Genomic DNA, 14,688 nt, shown 5'->3' on the forward strand with positions numbered 1-14,688 from the left:
CCTAACCTCCGGCTCGGTTTTCGATGCTGCGCACCAACGACGCGGGAACCTTGGCTTCGCCCAGTTGGCCCAGCACGCGGGCTTTGACATCTTGAGGCAATGCATCACTGGCTTCGACCTGCGCCACCAGCTGGGCACGCTGTTCCTCGGACAGCTCGACCATATCCGTCTGGCCCCCTGCGTTGGCCTCATCCCGCAGCGGCCTGACCCGGACACCGGCCCCAAGCAGAGGCGTTCGACCAATGACAACCTCGCGACTTTCCAACCCCCGCCCGCGCAGCAGCACCTCATCACCCTGACGGCGGATCAACTGCACTGGTAGAACCTCAAGCCGGTCATCCTTGCCCAGAATCAGAACCGTCCCTGCTGAATCCAGAACCGAGGACGGCAGGCGCACCACGTTCTCAAGCGGCTGTTCCTGAACCGAGACTGTCACGAAATCACCGGGCTTGAATCCCGAAGTATCCTCGAGCAAGGCATAAAGCAGGCGACCAGTTTGCCCTTCTCCGGCCGAGCCGCTATCGCGGCTTATGCGACCCTGTGCCGCAAGATCTGCTCCTGTGACCTCGAGCGATACAGTGACCGGAGAATTGATCAGATCCCCTTCAGCATCCAGCAGGCGCACGAATTGCGCGGTCGAGACGCGAAAGGCCACCTCAAGTGCTTTAGGATCAACCAATTCGGCCAGTTTTTCGTTGGCTGACACGAGGCGACCCTCAACCAAAGTCACGTCGGTCAATGTTCCCCCAAACCGAGCGTGGATGGTCATGTCTTCCAAATCACGTTCGGCAGCGGCAAGCGCGATACGGGCGCGGGCCAGCAAAGTCGTTGCCTGATCGACGCGCGATTCCGCCTGTGCCAGCGCGATCCTCCGGGCCAGAACAGATTGCTGTGCCGATGCCTCGGCCAGTTCCGCCTCTTCCACGGATGCCGCCGCGCCCACTCCCCGGCTTTTCAAGTCTTTTTGGCGCTGCAGGGCACGGCCCCGCAATTCGGCCTGCGCCTCGGCCGAGTTCAGCTCATCCTGCGCCAGCAGCAGCGACCGTTCGGCATCGCGTTCCTCAAACTGGGCATCCAGCAGGTCCGACTTGGCGCGATCCAGCGCCGATTGTGCATCCGCCGGATCAAGCTCGACCAGAACCTCTCCTGCAGTGATAGCACCGCCATCTTCGAAATCTTCGGACAAGGTAATCACACGGCCACCAAGCGCTGCACGCAGTTCCAGGCGGCGGCGGCTTTGCACCTCGCCAAATGCTTCAAGATAAGGCGTTACGGTTTCCACTTCGGCATTCCGGACAGTAACCGCAAAAATGCGCTCCCGCGCCTGCGGAGCGGCATCCTCGCGCGTCAGAACATCCTGCACTGCACCCGCGATCATCTGAACCGCCACAAACAAGAGTGCCAACGTCAAGGACGTCAGGAAAACTCCGGCAAGGCTCTGCCTCAGAAAGCGCATTTACTATCACCCCGTTCGCATCAGGCTAGCATTTCAGAAGGTAGCTTTGCCCCGAAAAATGCCAAGCCACAAAGCGGTAATACACATTTGAACGTGTAACCAGCTTACTTCCGTCGCAGATGTTCGTCCAATCTGGGCATAATTTCCACGAAATTGCAGGGCCGGTGACGATAATCGAACTGTTTTAGCAATATTCCATCCCAGGCATCCTTGCAGGCACCGGGGCTGCCGGGCAATGCAAACAGATAGGTGCCCCCGGCGACGCCACCTGTGGCGCGCGACTGGACGGCAGAGGTGCCGATCTTTTGCATCGACAGGATTGTAAAAACCGTGCCGAACGCGTCGATTTCCTTCTCGTAGACATCCCGATGCGCCTCGACTGTAACGTCGCGCCCTGTCAGGCCGGTACCCCCGGTCGAGATGACGGCATCTATTTCAGGATCTGCGATCCACACGCGCAGCTGTTCTACAATCTGGGCGCGCTCATCCGGAAGGATCTTGCGGTCCGCGACCAAATGGCCCGCCGCCTGAATCCGATCCACCAAAGTCTGTCCCGATCGGTCCTCGGGCAGCGTCCGCGTATCCGAGACAGTGAGGACGGCGATCCGAACTGGAATGAATTTTTTGCTTTCGTCGATGCGTGACATATGACGTCAGGCCCTTTCCATAATCGCAAGCCGAATGGCGAGCGCCGTAAAAATCCCTCCGGTCACCCAGCCCATGAAACGCGAGGCACGCGGGTTCGAGACCAAGACTCGGCCCGCGCCACCGGCAAACATGCCGACCATCCCGTTCACCACAAAGCCGCCCACCGCGATGATAAGGCCAAGGGTCAGGAACTGCGGCAAGATTGGCCCCAAGGTCGGGTCCACAAATTGCGGGATGAAGGCCAGCACGAACAGGATGACCTTTGGATTGGTGAGATTGACCAGCAGCCCATCACGAAACGCAAGTTTCCCGCTATGTGCCGGTGCCTCGGCCGGCACAGCACCGTTTTGGATCGAACGCCAGGCCAGATAAAGCAGATAGGCCACCCCCAACCAACGGATCACATCAAACAGCCAGGGCAGCGTCGATACCGCCGCGCCAAACCCAAGCCCAGCCAGCAGGACATGCACCATCGACCCTGCAGAAATACCGGCGCTGGCCGCAAGCGCGGGCCGTGCGCCTTTGCGCAGGCCCTGCCCAAAGCAGAACATCATATCAGCTCCGGGTGTGAGGTTCAGAGCGAGCGCAGCCGGGATAAACGCCAGAAGGGTTACAGTTTCGATCATCAATGCAGCTCAAACCAATTTGGTCTGGGCCCCAGATTGGCCACCTGGGTGCGCCCGATTGCCCCGCGATACCCCCAGCTGTCATTGATATGGCCATGCAGAGAAAGCTGCGGCTGCACCCGCTCGATCGCGTCGCGCACCGCGACCGAACCGACGGCGCCGCCCATTGACGTGACATCGCCATGCCCTTTGGGCGGAGAATGCGTAATCAGAATATCGGCAGCGTCGCACCGATCCAGCAACTCGGCGGCCTCGGCCTCGGTCAGATCGCAGGACCAACCGCCAAAAGGCGTCACGGGCACACCATATCCCAGACCAAACAGGCGCACCCCGTCCACAGTCATCCCGGTGCCGTGCAGCACGTGGACACCTTCGGGCACAGCCGCTGTCAGCTCTTGGACGCTTTCGGCATTGCCGGGGGTTAGGACCAGAGGGGCCGAAATGCCTGCAAGCATCTCCATCGCCTGATCCAGCCCTTGCCGCATATTGCAGAAATCACCAGCACCGATCACCAGATCTGCCTCGGCGCTGGCGGCAACCAATTCGACCGCCCGGCTGCGCGCCATATGCAGGTCGGAAAAGGCCAGGATGCGCATCACTTGCCCTCCAGCCAGGCCTTCAACTCCAACAGATCTGCCCAGGCCTGCCGTTTCATTGGCTGTTGCCGCAGCAAGTAAGCAGGGTGAAACATCGGGATGACCGGCAGCCCCCAAGCCTGATCCCACTGGCCGCGCAACCGAGTTATACCGCGTTTGCCCAGCACCGCCTGACAGCTGATATTGCCCATCACGACCAGAACCTCGGGCTTGGCCAATGCGACGTGGCGCTCCAGAAACGGCTTCATCATGCCGATCTCTTCGGGCTTGGGATCCCGGTTCTGCGGGGGCCGCCAGGGCAGGACATTGGTGATATAGACGTTTTCGGCACGGTTCAGCTCAATCGCGGACAACATCCTGTCCAGCAACTGCCCGGCCCGGCCAACAAAGGGCTTGCCCTCGCGATCTTCATCCCGGCCCGGAGCTTCGCCTATAATCATCACCCGCGCACCCGGCGTCCCGTCGGCAAACACCAACTGGCGCGCGCCACGTTTCAACTCGCAATGATCAAACGCATCCATCGCAGCGCGCAACTGGTCCAGCGAACCAGCTGTCTTGGCGACTGAATCGGCAATCGCCAACGCATCGACCGGCTTGGGCTTTTCCGGCGCCGTTTGTACCGCTGTGGGCTTTTTGGATTTGGGCGCGGTGTCGGGCAACGCATAGCGGTCCACCGTGGCATCCCCGATCGCTTCCGTCGCGCCCAGTTCAATCTGCCAATCCAGCAGAGCCCGCGCTGTGTGATAATCCAAAGCCGATTCCATAGACCTCAATCTAACCTCCTTTTGACCGAGGGAAAGCGAATTGCCCTTGATTGCGCGCTCGGTCGCACCGACCATTGGGGCAATCATGCTGATCCTGTTTCGATTCCTCTCAATTTGGGCGCTTCTGGCCTTGGTCAGCGGGCCTATTTCGGCGCAGCTGTTTGATCGAAACGATCAGTGCCGCGCGGGGCAATTCGCCTGTGGCAGTCGGTGCTGTTCCGGTGGGCAAAGATGCAGTTTCGACAATCATTGCATCCCGCTGGGCGGCACCTATTGCGGCGGCGGCCGCAGCTGCGGGCCGTTCGAGCGCTGCGTGGCAGGCGGTCTACGCTGCGCACCCAAAGGAGCCAACGCATGCACCACGCGTCTGGACTGCCCCGGCGACAGCTTTTGCAACGCGCGCGGGGAATGCCAGCGAAACACCCCCGAATTCGACCCGGATTCAGCCACCAGCGGCAGCCCCATCACCTGTGACGACGGCTTGACCTGTGCGGCCGGATCATCCTGCCTGCCAGGCGGAGGATGCGCACAGCCCGGTTGGTTCTTGTGCGAGAAAACCGGATCACAATGCCGCCCTGGATTCAAATGTTCGAACCACCAAGGATGTGTGCCGGTTAAGGCGATCGACTGCGGCTATGGCAAATGGTGCAAACCCGGCGAACAGTGCTTGCCCGAGGGTGGGTGTGAGAAACTGCCCTAACGCCTTGATCCCAAGGTTGCCTTGCGCGGCGCGGCTTTCTATAAGCGGGCCGATTGTCAGACAGGAGTCCGCCCATGCGTTTCGCCCATCGTCACCTTCTTGGCATCGAGCACCTGTCCCAATCCGATATTACTGCCATTCTTGATCTGGCCGAGACCTATGTCGAGATGAACCGGCAACCGAACAAGCACTCGGATGTGCTGGCGGGGCTGACGCAAATCAACATGTTCTTTGAGAACTCGACCCGTACTCAGGCCAGTTTCGAACTGGCAGGCAAGCGGCTGGGTGCGGATGTGATGAATATGGCAATGCAGGCCAGCTCGATCAAAAAGGGTGAGACGCTGATCGACACGGCGATGACGCTGAACGCGATGCATCCTGACCTTTTGGTAGTGCGCCACCCGCATTCCGGCGCGGTTGATCTGTTGGCGCAGAAGGTGAATTGCGCCGTGCTGAACGCAGGCGACGGGCGGCATGAGCACCCGACACAGGCGCTGCTGGATGCGTTGACCATTCGCCGCGCCAAGGGTCGCCTGCACCGGTTGAACATCGCGATCTGCGGCGACGTCGCCCATTCCCGCGTGGCGCGGTCGAACTTGATCCTGCTCGGCAAGATGGAAAACCGCATTCGCCTGATTGGCCCGCCAACGCTGGTCCCCAGCCAATTTGCCGAGTTTGGAGCCGAGATCTATGACGATATGAACGAAGGCCTTCAAGACGTCGATGTCGTGATGATGCTGCGCCTTCAGAAAGAGCGGATGGATGGCGGGTTCATCCCCTCGGAACGTGAATACTATCATCGCTACGGGCTGGATGCCGCCAAACTGGCGCAGGCCAAACCCGATGCCATCGTAATGCATCCCGGCCCAATGAACCGCGGGGTCGAGATTGACGGAACGCTAGCCGATGATATCAACCGCTCGGTCATTCAGGAGCAGGTTGAGATGGGTGTCGCCGTCCGCATGGCTGCGATGGAACTGCTGGCCCGCAATCTGCGCGAGGCCGCATGAGCGATCTGGTCGTCGCATCCCATGAACACGGCGTTATCCGCCTGTTCGCACTCGACATGCGCCCGGAAGAGGCCAAGTTTCTGCGCGAACCCGGAGCCGCCGATCAGATTCTAGGGGTAGCGGGGCTGGATCCCGAACAGGTTGACGTCTTTCCCGTCTCGGACCTCGAAGACCTTGGCCTCTATGGCTATCTGACCGAGGGCTGCGACGTGTCCGCAGATCAGCTGGACCACACAGCGCTGGATGCGATTGACGGCTGGGTTCTGGTGGTCCGCAGCGCCGCATTTCACGGTCGTGCAGCCGCTTTGCGCCCCGACCGCAGGCTGCGCCTGATCGGCCTCTACACCGAAGAAGCAACAAGCTGGGCAGGTGGCCGAATTGAGACGGAAAGCGCGAAACCGTATTCGGCGCCGCAATCCGCACCGCAAAATGACAGACCGCGTCGCATGGGCCCTGCGGTTCTGGTGCTGCTGATCCTTCTGGTTTTCGGAGGTGCCCTATGGCTGATCCTGTGACTTTCCCACCCGACAAAGGGGCCTATATCCGCACCAACACGTGGATGGCAGCCGCGGCTATGGCAGGGGCCATGATCATCCTTTGGCTGATCGGTAATCCCTTTGTGTGGACCGGCGCGCCAGCGGGCCTTGCTGCAATCGGCATTCGTGCGTGGTATCTGGCCTCAGACGAGCTGACGGCCGCATGGGAAATGACAGACACTACTCTGACCGGCCCTGGCCCTCGCAAAGTGGCGCTGAACCAGATCGAGGCTGTCAAAACCATGGGTAGCTTTGTTCAAATCGTCACAAAAGGCGGGGACAAGCACCTGATCAAGTATCAGGCAGATCCCGCCGCTACCAAAACCGCTATTGAAAGGGCCATGGCATGAGCAATCTGATCTTCACCAACGCCCGCCTGATCGACCCCGAAACTGGCGCGGACGCACAAGGATGGGTGCATGTGGCTGATGGCCGTATCGTGGCCAAGGGCAAAGGTGCGGCCCCGTCGATTGACGCGCAGGTCATCGACTGCGGCGGGCATTGCCTGGCACCGGGCATCGTCGATCTCGGCGTCAAGGTTTGCGAGCCGGGCGAGCGGCACAAGGAAAGCTATAAATCCGCAGGCCTGGCGGCGGCGGCAGGGGGTGTGACCACGATCGTGACGCGCCCCGATACCTTACCCGCCGTGGACACGCCGGAAACGCTGGAATTTGCGACCCGGCGCGCACAGGCGGATGCCCCGGTCAACGTGCTGCCCATGGCGGCCCTGACCAAAGGGCGCGAAGGGCGCGAGATGACCGAGATCGGATTTCTGCTGGATGCCGGTGCCGTCGCCTTTACCGACTGTGATCATGTCATTGCAGATACCAAAGTGTTCACCCGCGCGCTGACCTATGCGAAATCCTGCGGTGCGCTGGTGATCGCCCACCCTCAGGAACCGGGGCTGAGCGCTGGCGCCGCCGCCACCAGCGGCAAATTCGCCGCCTTGCGCGGATTGCCCGCCGTTTCCCCAATGGCCGAGCGTATGGGGCTGGACCGCGACATTGCGTTGCTGGAAATGACCGGTGCGACCTATCACGCCGATCAGATTACCACCGCCCGCGCCCTGCCCGCGCTGGAACGGGCCAAGCGGAACGGGCTGGACATCACTGCTGGCACCTCGATCCACCATCTGACGCTGAATGAGCTGGACGTGGCCGACTATCGCACCTTCTTCAAGGTCAAACCACCGCTGCGGTCGGAAGATGACCGGCAGGCTGTCATCGAAGCGGTGCGGGCAGGTCTGATCGACACAATCAGTTCCATGCACACGCCACAGGACGAAGAAAGCAAACGCCTCCCGTTTGAAGAGGCGGCCTCGGGCGCGGTGGCGCTGGAGACTTTGCTGCCTGCGGCTTTGCGCCTGTACCATTCTGATCAACTGGACTTGCCGACTCTGTTCCGCGCGATGGCTCTGAACCCAGCTAAACGACTGGGCCTGGACAGCGGTCGCTTGTCTGAGGGCGCGCCGGCCGACCTGGTTCTGTTCGACCCGGATGTGCCCTTTGTGCTGGACCGGTTCACGCTTAGATCCAAATCGCAGAATACGCCATTTGACGGCCAGAGGATGCAAGGTAAGGTCACCGCAACCTTTGTGGCAGGCCAAGAAGTATACCGGAGACCCTGATGCCCCTGATCGACAGTACGATGACCCAGCTGATCCTCTGGGCCGCGATTGGATACCTGATGGGGTCGATCCCCTTTGGCATGATCATCGCCAAGGTGATGGGACTGGGAAATCTGCGCGATATCGGGTCGGGCAATATTGGGGCGACCAATGTACTTCGCACCGGTAACAAGGCCGCCGCCGCGCTGACTCTGATCTTTGACGCCGGTAAAGGGGCCGCTGCCGTCTTGCTCGCCCGTGCCATGGCCGGAGAAGACGCTGTACAGGTCGCCGCATTGGCCGCGTTTCTGGGCCACTGTTTTCCAGTCTGGTTGGGCTTCAAAGGTGGCAAGGGTGTCGCGACCTTTCTGGGCCTCTGGCTAGCGCTTGACTGGGGCGTGGGCATTGCCTGCTGCATAACTTGGCTGGTGGCCGCTGCCATCTGGCGGATTTCGTCGCTTGGGGCCCTTGCAGCAGCGTCCCTGTCTACAACCTGGGTCATGGTTTTGAGTGACGGGTCGACGTTTATTCTGGGAATCGTCCTGACATTGCTTGTGTACTGGCGCCATGCCGCCAATATCTCGCGCATCAAAGCTGGCACCGAACCCAGGATCGGGTCCAAGACCTGATATCCGCCTGAGTTAATTGGTTCTTGATCGAATCATTTCTATCTGTAATTTCTGTCATTACAGAAATTACTGGATACAACCATGCACCTTACTGAATCCATGCGCGATTTTATCCTCCATTGGGGGGAAATGGGTACCAAGTGGGGTGTGAACCGCTCGGTCGCGCAAATCCACGCGCTATTGCACATCTCGCCCGAACCGATGACTGCAGATGAAATCTGTGAAACGCTCGGGCTGGCCCGCTCGAACGTCTCGACCGGGCTGAAGGAACTGCAAGGCTGGAAGCTGATCAAAGCCAGCCGAAACCTGGGTGACCGGCGCGATCACTTTCATTCGATCCGGGACATGTTTGACCTGACCAAAGCTGTGGTCGAAGGCCGCCGCGAACGTGAATATGCGCCCACATTGGCCGCGCTGCGTATCGTTGCCCAAGAGGCTCAGAATGACGGCACCTCGCCCAAAGTGCGCCAGCGAATTGATGAGACGCTAGAGACCATGCAAATGTTCGACGACTGGTATGTCGATGTGAACCGTCTACCTCGCCGCGTTCAACTGGCAATCGTCAAACTTGGCGGACGCATCGCCCGGCTGCTGCCCAAGGGACAAGGGGACAAGTCGCCCTAAAAATTTTACCCTTAAATTTCTCTCAATACAGAAACCTCAGAATATGATGTAAGAAGGAGCATGACATGATCCAGCCTAAACGCCCGACCGAACGCGCACCGAAAGGCATCCAATGGGCCGACCTGGTTCCCCTGAACCTCTGGGACAAGATCAAGGAACTGATGCTGCCGCTGCCCTGGCTGCTTCTGTCTCTGACGCTCTACAGCACTGCCCTCTGGCCACTTGGTGCTATGGCCAGCTTTCTGTTCTTTCTGTGCGCCCTGCGCCTGAACCACGAAGCGATCCATGGCAATCTCGGGCTGTCGCGGCGGCAGGATTCCTTGGTGATGCATGTGCTCAGCGCGTTTATGTTGGGTTCTAATCACGCTTTCTGCCAATGCCACCTGCTGCATCACAAACACGCCATGGGTCCGGGCGATTGCGAGGGGAATTGCGGGCACATGACCCTGGCGCAGGTCTTGGTATACGGACCCCGGTTTCCCTTCGACATCAACCGTGCGGCCTGGCGGGTCGCCAACACCAAGGCCCGTCGTCGCATCCTGATCGACTGGGGGCTGGTGCTTGCCGTGATCGCCGCTGCTGTGCTGAGCGGATCGCAAACCCTGCTGCTGCACGTGGCTGCGATGAGCACAGCCCAATGCCTTGCCGCCCTGTTTGCGGTCTGGATAACCCATCAGGGCACGCATGACAGTGGCGTTGCCGCGCGCAGTCAGCGCGGGGTGCTGGCGCGGCTGGCCTATCTGATGTTCTACCACCGCGAACACCATCTGTTCCCGAAGGTTCCTGTCAGCCGGTTGCCCGTTCTCGCGGATCGGCTGGAACGTTCGGTTGCAGGATATGCCGCAAGTCGCAAGCCGGTCATCGGCTGGCTGGAACCCCGCCGGTTCCGGGTAGAACCCTAATCCTTACTGATACGCGCACCCAAGGATCCTGAGCGGAAATGCACAGGATCCGTTTGCCAGCACACAATCACCATTAGTTGTTTTGAACGTGATCAATACGCTGCCCACTTCGGGGTCGTGGCGGCCAATTACCGACCGCACGGAACAAAACAATCAGAGTTGCCCAGACTCAATTACGGAATCCCCCGGCAGCTCGATTCACGAAAGGTGAAAACAATGAACAAGATCAAATCCCTTATCGGCGGCGTCGCGCTGTCTGTTGCCATCGCTAGCTCAACCCTGGCTGCAGGCGTCGAACTGAACGCAAGTTCGACCGGTCTGGCGCTACAGGGCTATGACCCGGTCGCTTACTTCACCGCTGGCGAAGCCACCAAGGGCGATTACCGCATCACTGCGCTGCACAACGAAGCCTTGTACCGCTTTGCCTCGGAAGAAAACAAAGTCGCGTTTGAAGAAAACCCCGAAGCCTACCTGCCCGCCTATGGTGGCTATTGCGCATTCGGCACCGCGATGGGCTTCAAGTTTGACGGCGACCCGAACTACTGGAGAATCGTCGACAACAAGCTGTACCTGAATCTGTCCGCAGATATTCAGGAACGCTGGGAAGGCGACATCCCCGGCTTTAACGAGCGCGCCGACACCAACTGGAAAGATATCGCCGACAAGAGCCCTTCGGAATTGCAGGCGCAATAATCCGCCCAAGAAAAACACCGGATCGGCGGCAGTTCACCCTGCCGCCGATTGTCATTTGAAACCGTCATTTTTCGCCCTAATTGTTCGAACAGGAACGAGCCCCATTAACGCGGGCCAGTGCTCCAAGGCAGTGGCACAGAAATCAGGTACGGAAACAGCCAAAAAACAGCGATCCGGTCGTCAGACCGGGCCCTGGCAATACCACGTACAAATGAGCAGCACAGGTTTGCTGAAGACCAATTCGAAAGAAAGGTTAACAGAATGACAGGAAGATTTTTTATTGCGGCCTTTATCGCCTCTATTGCGGCCGGAGGCGCCTCGGCGCAATCCTCGGGCAACTGGACGGGCTTTTACGGCGGCCTTCAGGTCGGCTATGCCGATATCGACACCAATGTTTCGGGCGTCGACGGTGATGGCGCGATTGGTGGTATCGTGTTGGGATATGATTATGATCTGGGGGATTGGGTTGTCGGTGGCGGCTTTGACTATGACTGGACCAGCATTGAACTGACCCCCGGCGTCGAGGTCGAAGACGTTTGGCGCCTCAAAGCACGCGCCGGATACAAAGTGACTCCGGTGGGGCTGCTATATGGTATCGGGGGCTATGCCGAGGCGAGTACGGACAATCTTGGCAGTGACGATGGTTGGTTCATCGGCGCTGGGTATGAACAGATTGTCGCCCCCAATGTCAGCGTTGGAGGCGAAATCCTGTATCACGAATTCAACGATTTCGATTCGACCGGAATTGATGTGGACGCGACCACAATCCAGGCCCGCGCCACCTACCGGTTCTAAGAAAACAGTGACGGAACCCGGCACAAACGCCGGGTTCCTTTCATTTACAGCTCAAGAACAGTGCTGCCTGTGGTATGGCGCGCCTCAAGTGCGCGATGGGCCTCGGCCACCTGATCCAGCGGGAACCTCTGATCAATGTGGATTTTGACCTCGCCGCCTTCGACCTTGTTGAACAGGCGCCGCGCCATGGCCTGACAGACCGCGTGGTCCGAAATATGTGTGAAGAGCGTTGGCCGCGTTATCTTGAGCGATCCTTTCTTGGCCAGAATGCCAATGTCGATCAGAGGCACCGGGCCCGAGGCATTGCCGAACGAGATCATCATGCCAAGCGGTTTCAGGCTGTCGAGCGATCCGTCAAACGTGTCCGACCCGATGGAATCCATCACCGCGTCTACGCCTTTGCCTTTGGTGATCTGCGCGACGCGCTCGGCAAAGTTCTCGGTCCGGTAATTGATGCAATGCGCGGCACCGTTGAACTGCGCCAAACTGCATTTTTCATCGGTTCCGGCAGTACCGATCAACGTGATCCCCTCGGATTTGGCCCATTGGCAGGCAATCAAGCCAACACCCCCGGCAGCTGCATGAAACAGCACGGTATCCCCGCGTTTCAGCGGTGTGGTGCGATGAAACAGATATTCGACTGTCATCCCCTTGAGCATCATCGCGGCCGCCGCATCAAAAGAAATTCCATCCGGAAGCGGGCACACCTGTGCGGCGGGCATGACCCGTGCCTCGCAATAGGCTCCGGGCGGAGAGGCAGCATAGGCCGCGCGCTGCCCGGGTTCCAGATGCGTTACACCTTCCCCGACGGCTTCGATCACGCCAGCGGCCTCCATGCCCAAAGCCTGAGGCAGATCCAGCGGATACAGCCCAGTGCGCTGATATACATCAATGAAATTCAGCCCGCAGGCATGATGACGAATACGAACCTCACCGGGGCCGGGTTCACCAAGTGGGCGATCTTCGATCTTCAGAACCTCGGGGCCGCCGTGTTCATGGATGACGACGGTTCGTGCCGTTTTCTGCATGTTGTCCTCCTCTAGCCTCAGGCCAAGCTAACATGCCTGTGACGCAGGGCAATCGACACGATTACGCGAGGCGCAACCCAAACGCGAAAATTTGTGCTATACTATGCCCAAGGCGTTGCTGGCTGGTCCGGCCAAAAGCAACAAGTCGCCGGATTGACCCCGCTGCGCAACATCGCAATGCAGGAGGGGACGGCAATGGACAAAACGATTGGCAATCCGATCACCTGGGCGGCACGGAACGTAGGTGCAACCGGGGATCACCTAGCTGAAAACATCAGCCATATCGGCAGCGCGGATACACGGCACCTGCCAGTGGTTCGTACGCTGACGATGGATGATCTTTGGGCCTGCCTGAGGGCAGGATACAGCGATTTTCTGGATACAAGGGCCGATGCGATATTCGTGGTGCTCATCTATCCGATCGCAGGTTTTCTGATGTTCGGAATTGGGCTGAACACAAACTTGGTTCCACTGCTGGCACCGCTAGTTGGTGGTTTTGCGCTTGTGGGTCCGGTAGCCGCCCTTGGCCTGTACGAAATCAGCCGCAAACGAGAACATGGTGACGAGGCTGGATGGCTGGATGCGTTTGGCGTGTTCCGGTCCCCTTCCCTGGGTGCAATTCTGGCTTTGGCGTTTTACATGGTCATGCTGTTTCTGGTCTGGCTGATGGTCGCGCAGAGCATCTATGTTCAGACACTCGGCCCTGACCTGCCCGCGTCGCTGGGTGCCTTTCTAACCCAAGTGTTCACCACCGCCGCTGGATGGACCATGATCTTGTTCGGGAACGCTGTTGGGTTTCTGTTTGCCCTCGTCGCCCTGGCAATCAGCGTCGTCAGCTTTCCGTTGCTGCTGGACCGCAAAGTGGGCGTTCCGGTCGCCGTGGTGACATCCGTACGGGTGTTGCGTCACAATCCGGGCGTCATCCTGAGCTGGGGATTCATCGTTGCCGCGCTGCTGGTCATCGGAGCGATCCCGATGTTGCTGGGCCTGATCGTCGTGATGCCGGTACTGGGCCACGCCACCTGGCATCTCTATCGGCGTGCTGTGGCCTGAAACATAGCTTTATCCCGCAACTTTCAGAACAATCTTGCCAATATGGCCAGAGCTTTCCATCCGGGCATGGGCCGCCGCCGCATCAGGCAGATCAAACTCACTATCCATGACAGGGGCAACTTTTCCCGCCTCGAGCAAAGGCCAGACCGCTTCGTGCAGATCCGAAGCGATTTTTGCCTTGGCCAGATCGCTTTGCGGGCGCAGGGTACTGCCAGTCAAGGTCAGGCGTTTGACCATCATAAGCGCAAAATTCAGCTCGACCACGGGCCCCTGAAGGAAGGCTATCTGCACCAGCCGCCCATCCTCGGCCAGCGCCTTGACGTTGCGTAGGATATAGTCGCCGCCCACCATGTCCAGTATCAGGTTCGCCCCGCCCTCGGCCCGCATCGCGGCTACGAAATCCGCGTCACGGTAGTTGATCGCCTGTTCGGCACCCAGCTTTTCACAGGCCTCACATTTTTCAGCCGAGCCTGCAGTGGCAAAAACCCGCGCTCCAAAGGCGTTCGCCAGCTGAATCGCCGTTGTGCCGATACCACTGGAACCACCATGCACCAGAAACCGCTCACCGGCCTTCAGGCTGCCGCGCATAAAGACATTGGACCAGACCGTGAAAAAGGTCTCGGGCAGGCAGGCGGCCTCTTTCAGGCCCATCCCCGCAGGCACCGGCAAACAATGCGCCGCAGGTGTGGCCACATATTCGGCATAGCCGCCGCCCGGCAGCAAAGCACAGACCTGATCGCCAACGGATAGGTCTTCCACCCCCGCCCCGACGGCCACGACCTCACCCGCGGCCTCAAGACCCGGCAGATCATTGGCACCCGGAGGTGGATTATAGGCACCGGCGCGCTGCAGAGCGTCCGGGCGGTTCACCCCCGCATAGGCGACTTTGAGGATCACTTGACCGGCCAAAGCTTGGGGCATCGGGCGTTCTGTCAGTTGCAGAACATCCGGACCGCCGGGTTCGGTGATTTCAACGGCGCGCATCATCTGAGTCATGGGTAGATCTCCTTTGGCCAATGCCT

The 14,688-nt window shown here is 59.5% G+C and carries 18 protein-coding genes; 11 read left to right on the top strand and 7 right to left on the bottom strand.

What is annotated here, in order from left to right:
• Nucleotide 1: 1 nt before the first annotated feature.
• From AC2FH2_RS06380 to AC2FH2_RS06400, 5 genes are all read right to left on the bottom strand, one after another.
• Nucleotides 2-1,456 carry an efflux RND transporter periplasmic adaptor subunit gene (locus AC2FH2_RS06380; RefSeq protein WP_496823165.1) on the bottom strand — a complete coding sequence of 485 codons (1,455 nt, stop codon included), beginning with the start codon at nucleotides 1,454-1,456 and terminating at the stop codon, nucleotides 2-4.
• 104 nt (nucleotides 1,457-1,560) lie between these two features.
• The gene (gene moaB / locus AC2FH2_RS06385) at nucleotides 1,561-2,103 is read right to left on the bottom strand and encodes a molybdenum cofactor biosynthesis protein B (protein ID WP_496689050.1); all 543 of its coding nucleotides are present in this window, start codon (nucleotides 2,101-2,103) and stop codon (nucleotides 1,561-1,563) included.
• Between the two features lie 6 nt (nucleotides 2,104-2,109).
• Nucleotides 2,110-2,730 carry a LysE family translocator gene (locus tag AC2FH2_RS06390; protein WP_281995253.1) on the bottom strand — a complete coding sequence of 207 codons (621 nt, stop codon included), beginning with the start codon at nucleotides 2,728-2,730 and terminating at the stop codon, nucleotides 2,110-2,112.
• On the bottom strand, nucleotides 2,730-3,326 hold the full coding sequence (locus AC2FH2_RS06395; RefSeq protein ID WP_496823166.1) for a metallophosphoesterase family protein: 597 nt from the start codon (nucleotides 3,324-3,326) through the stop codon (nucleotides 2,730-2,732). The genes AC2FH2_RS06390 and AC2FH2_RS06395 overlap by 1 nt, the downstream gene beginning before the upstream one ends.
• Nucleotides 3,326-4,090 carry a uracil-DNA glycosylase gene (locus tag AC2FH2_RS06400; protein ID WP_496823197.1) on the bottom strand — a complete coding sequence of 255 codons (765 nt, stop codon included), beginning with the start codon at nucleotides 4,088-4,090 and terminating at the stop codon, nucleotides 3,326-3,328. The genes AC2FH2_RS06395 and AC2FH2_RS06400 overlap by 1 nt, the downstream gene beginning before the upstream one ends.
• 40 nt (nucleotides 4,091-4,130) lie before the next feature.
• Between AC2FH2_RS06400 and AC2FH2_RS06405 the strand changes: the two genes are divergently transcribed.
• The 10 genes from AC2FH2_RS06405 (at nucleotide 4,131) to AC2FH2_RS06450 (ending at nucleotide 11,585) form a co-directional block, all read left to right on the top strand.
• On the top strand, nucleotides 4,131-4,790 hold the full coding sequence (locus AC2FH2_RS06405; RefSeq protein ID WP_496701803.1) for a scavenger receptor class F, member 2: 660 nt from the start codon (nucleotides 4,131-4,133) through the stop codon (nucleotides 4,788-4,790).
• A 74-nt stretch (nucleotides 4,791-4,864) separates the two neighbouring features.
• Nucleotides 4,865-5,800: an aspartate carbamoyltransferase catalytic subunit gene (locus AC2FH2_RS06410; protein ID WP_496689054.1), complete on the top strand. Its 936-nt coding sequence runs from the start codon at nucleotides 4,865-4,867 to the stop codon at nucleotides 5,798-5,800.
• The gene (locus tag AC2FH2_RS06415; protein ID WP_496823167.1) at nucleotides 5,797-6,315 is read left to right on the top strand and encodes a hypothetical protein; all 519 of its coding nucleotides are present in this window, start codon (nucleotides 5,797-5,799) and stop codon (nucleotides 6,313-6,315) included. The genes AC2FH2_RS06410 and AC2FH2_RS06415 overlap by 4 nt, the downstream gene beginning before the upstream one ends.
• Nucleotides 6,300-6,686, top strand: a complete 387-nt coding sequence (locus tag AC2FH2_RS06420) for a hypothetical protein (protein WP_496823168.1) — start codon at nucleotides 6,300-6,302, stop codon at nucleotides 6,684-6,686. The genes AC2FH2_RS06415 and AC2FH2_RS06420 overlap by 16 nt, the downstream gene beginning before the upstream one ends.
• The gene (gene pyrC, locus AC2FH2_RS06425; RefSeq protein ID WP_281995258.1) at nucleotides 6,683-7,963 is read left to right on the top strand and encodes a dihydroorotase; all 1,281 of its coding nucleotides are present in this window, start codon (nucleotides 6,683-6,685) and stop codon (nucleotides 7,961-7,963) included. Before AC2FH2_RS06420 ends, pyrC begins: the two co-directional genes overlap by 4 nt.
• Nucleotides 7,963-8,571, top strand: a complete 609-nt coding sequence (plsY, locus tag AC2FH2_RS06430; protein ID WP_142635346.1) for a glycerol-3-phosphate 1-O-acyltransferase PlsY — start codon at nucleotides 7,963-7,965, stop codon at nucleotides 8,569-8,571. The genes pyrC and plsY overlap by 1 nt, the downstream gene beginning before the upstream one ends.
• A gap of 81 nt (nucleotides 8,572-8,652) precedes the next feature.
• Complete coding sequence (locus tag AC2FH2_RS06435; protein ID WP_496676669.1) at nucleotides 8,653-9,195, top strand: GbsR/MarR family transcriptional regulator; 543 nt, start codon at nucleotides 8,653-8,655, stop codon at nucleotides 9,193-9,195.
• Between the two features lie 65 nt (nucleotides 9,196-9,260).
• Entirely contained in the window at nucleotides 9,261-10,097 is an 837-nt protein-coding gene (locus AC2FH2_RS06440) for a fatty acid desaturase (RefSeq protein ID WP_496823169.1), read from the top strand.
• A 216-nt stretch (nucleotides 10,098-10,313) separates the two neighbouring features.
• On the top strand, nucleotides 10,314-10,790 hold the full coding sequence (locus tag AC2FH2_RS06445) for a YHS domain-containing (seleno)protein (protein WP_271948672.1): 477 nt from the start codon (nucleotides 10,314-10,316) through the stop codon (nucleotides 10,788-10,790).
• A 261-nt stretch (nucleotides 10,791-11,051) separates the two neighbouring features.
• Nucleotides 11,052-11,585 (top strand): outer membrane protein, encoded by a 534-nt coding sequence (locus tag AC2FH2_RS06450; RefSeq protein WP_271948532.1) that lies wholly within the window; start codon nucleotides 11,052-11,054, stop codon nucleotides 11,583-11,585.
• A gap of 44 nt (nucleotides 11,586-11,629) precedes the next feature.
• Here the strand turns inward: AC2FH2_RS06450 and AC2FH2_RS06455 are convergent, their stop codons facing one another.
• The gene (locus AC2FH2_RS06455) at nucleotides 11,630-12,613 is read right to left on the bottom strand and encodes a quinone oxidoreductase family protein (protein ID WP_281972591.1); all 984 of its coding nucleotides are present in this window, start codon (nucleotides 12,611-12,613) and stop codon (nucleotides 11,630-11,632) included.
• A gap of 195 nt (nucleotides 12,614-12,808) precedes the next feature.
• Between AC2FH2_RS06455 and AC2FH2_RS06460 the strand changes: the two genes are divergently transcribed.
• Nucleotides 12,809-13,666, top strand: a complete 858-nt coding sequence (locus tag AC2FH2_RS06460) for a DUF2189 domain-containing protein (RefSeq protein ID WP_496823170.1) — start codon at nucleotides 12,809-12,811, stop codon at nucleotides 13,664-13,666.
• 9 nt (nucleotides 13,667-13,675) lie between these two features.
• Here AC2FH2_RS06460 and AC2FH2_RS06465 read toward each other — a convergent pair whose 3' ends face one another.
• Nucleotides 13,676-14,662, bottom strand: coding sequence for an NAD(P)H-quinone oxidoreductase (locus AC2FH2_RS06465; RefSeq protein WP_496823171.1), 987 nt, complete (start codon nucleotides 14,660-14,662; stop codon nucleotides 13,676-13,678).
• Nucleotides 14,663-14,688: the final 26 nt, after the last annotated feature.

Source organism: Ruegeria sp. YTSA105 (genome assembly GCF_059610225.1).

Bases quoted from the DNA above. Each gene is read 5' to 3' on its own strand.
- AC2FH2_RS06455 (WP_281972591.1), bottom strand. From the start codon at position 12,613: ATGCAGAAAACGGCACGAACCGTCGTCATCCATGAACACGGCGGCCCC.
- AC2FH2_RS06435 (WP_496676669.1), top strand. From the start codon at position 8,653: ATGCACCTTACTGAATCCATGCGCGATTTTATCCTCCATTGGGGGGAA.
- plsY (WP_142635346.1), top strand. From the start codon at position 7,963: ATGCCCCTGATCGACAGTACGATGACCCAGCTGATCCTCTGGGCCGCG.
- AC2FH2_RS06395 (WP_496823166.1), bottom strand. From the start codon at position 3,326: ATGCGCATCCTGGCCTTTTCCGACCTGCATATGGCGCGCAGCCGGGCG.
- pyrC (WP_281995258.1), top strand. From the start codon at position 6,683: ATGAGCAATCTGATCTTCACCAACGCCCGCCTGATCGACCCCGAAACT.
- AC2FH2_RS06415 (WP_496823167.1), top strand. From the start codon at position 5,797: ATGAGCGATCTGGTCGTCGCATCCCATGAACACGGCGTTATCCGCCTG.
- AC2FH2_RS06410 (WP_496689054.1), top strand. From the start codon at position 4,865: ATGCGTTTCGCCCATCGTCACCTTCTTGGCATCGAGCACCTGTCCCAA.
- AC2FH2_RS06400 (WP_496823197.1), bottom strand. From the start codon at position 4,090: ATGGAATCGGCTTTGGATTATCACACAGCGCGGGCTCTGCTGGATTGG.
- AC2FH2_RS06420 (WP_496823168.1), top strand. From the start codon at position 6,300: ATGGCTGATCCTGTGACTTTCCCACCCGACAAAGGGGCCTATATCCGC.
- moaB (WP_496689050.1), bottom strand. From the start codon at position 2,103: ATGTCACGCATCGACGAAAGCAAAAAATTCATTCCAGTTCGGATCGCC.
- AC2FH2_RS06450 (WP_271948532.1), top strand. From the start codon at position 11,052: ATGACAGGAAGATTTTTTATTGCGGCCTTTATCGCCTCTATTGCGGCC.
- AC2FH2_RS06390 (WP_281995253.1), bottom strand. From the start codon at position 2,730: ATGATCGAAACTGTAACCCTTCTGGCGTTTATCCCGGCTGCGCTCGCT.
- AC2FH2_RS06445 (WP_271948672.1), top strand. From the start codon at position 10,314: ATGAACAAGATCAAATCCCTTATCGGCGGCGTCGCGCTGTCTGTTGCC.
- AC2FH2_RS06380 (WP_496823165.1), bottom strand. From the start codon at position 1,456: ATGCGCTTTCTGAGGCAGAGCCTTGCCGGAGTTTTCCTGACGTCCTTG.
- AC2FH2_RS06460 (WP_496823170.1), top strand. From the start codon at position 12,809: ATGGACAAAACGATTGGCAATCCGATCACCTGGGCGGCACGGAACGTA.
- AC2FH2_RS06440 (WP_496823169.1), top strand. From the start codon at position 9,261: ATGATCCAGCCTAAACGCCCGACCGAACGCGCACCGAAAGGCATCCAA.
- AC2FH2_RS06465 (WP_496823171.1), bottom strand. From the start codon at position 14,662: ATGACTCAGATGATGCGCGCCGTTGAAATCACCGAACCCGGCGGTCCG.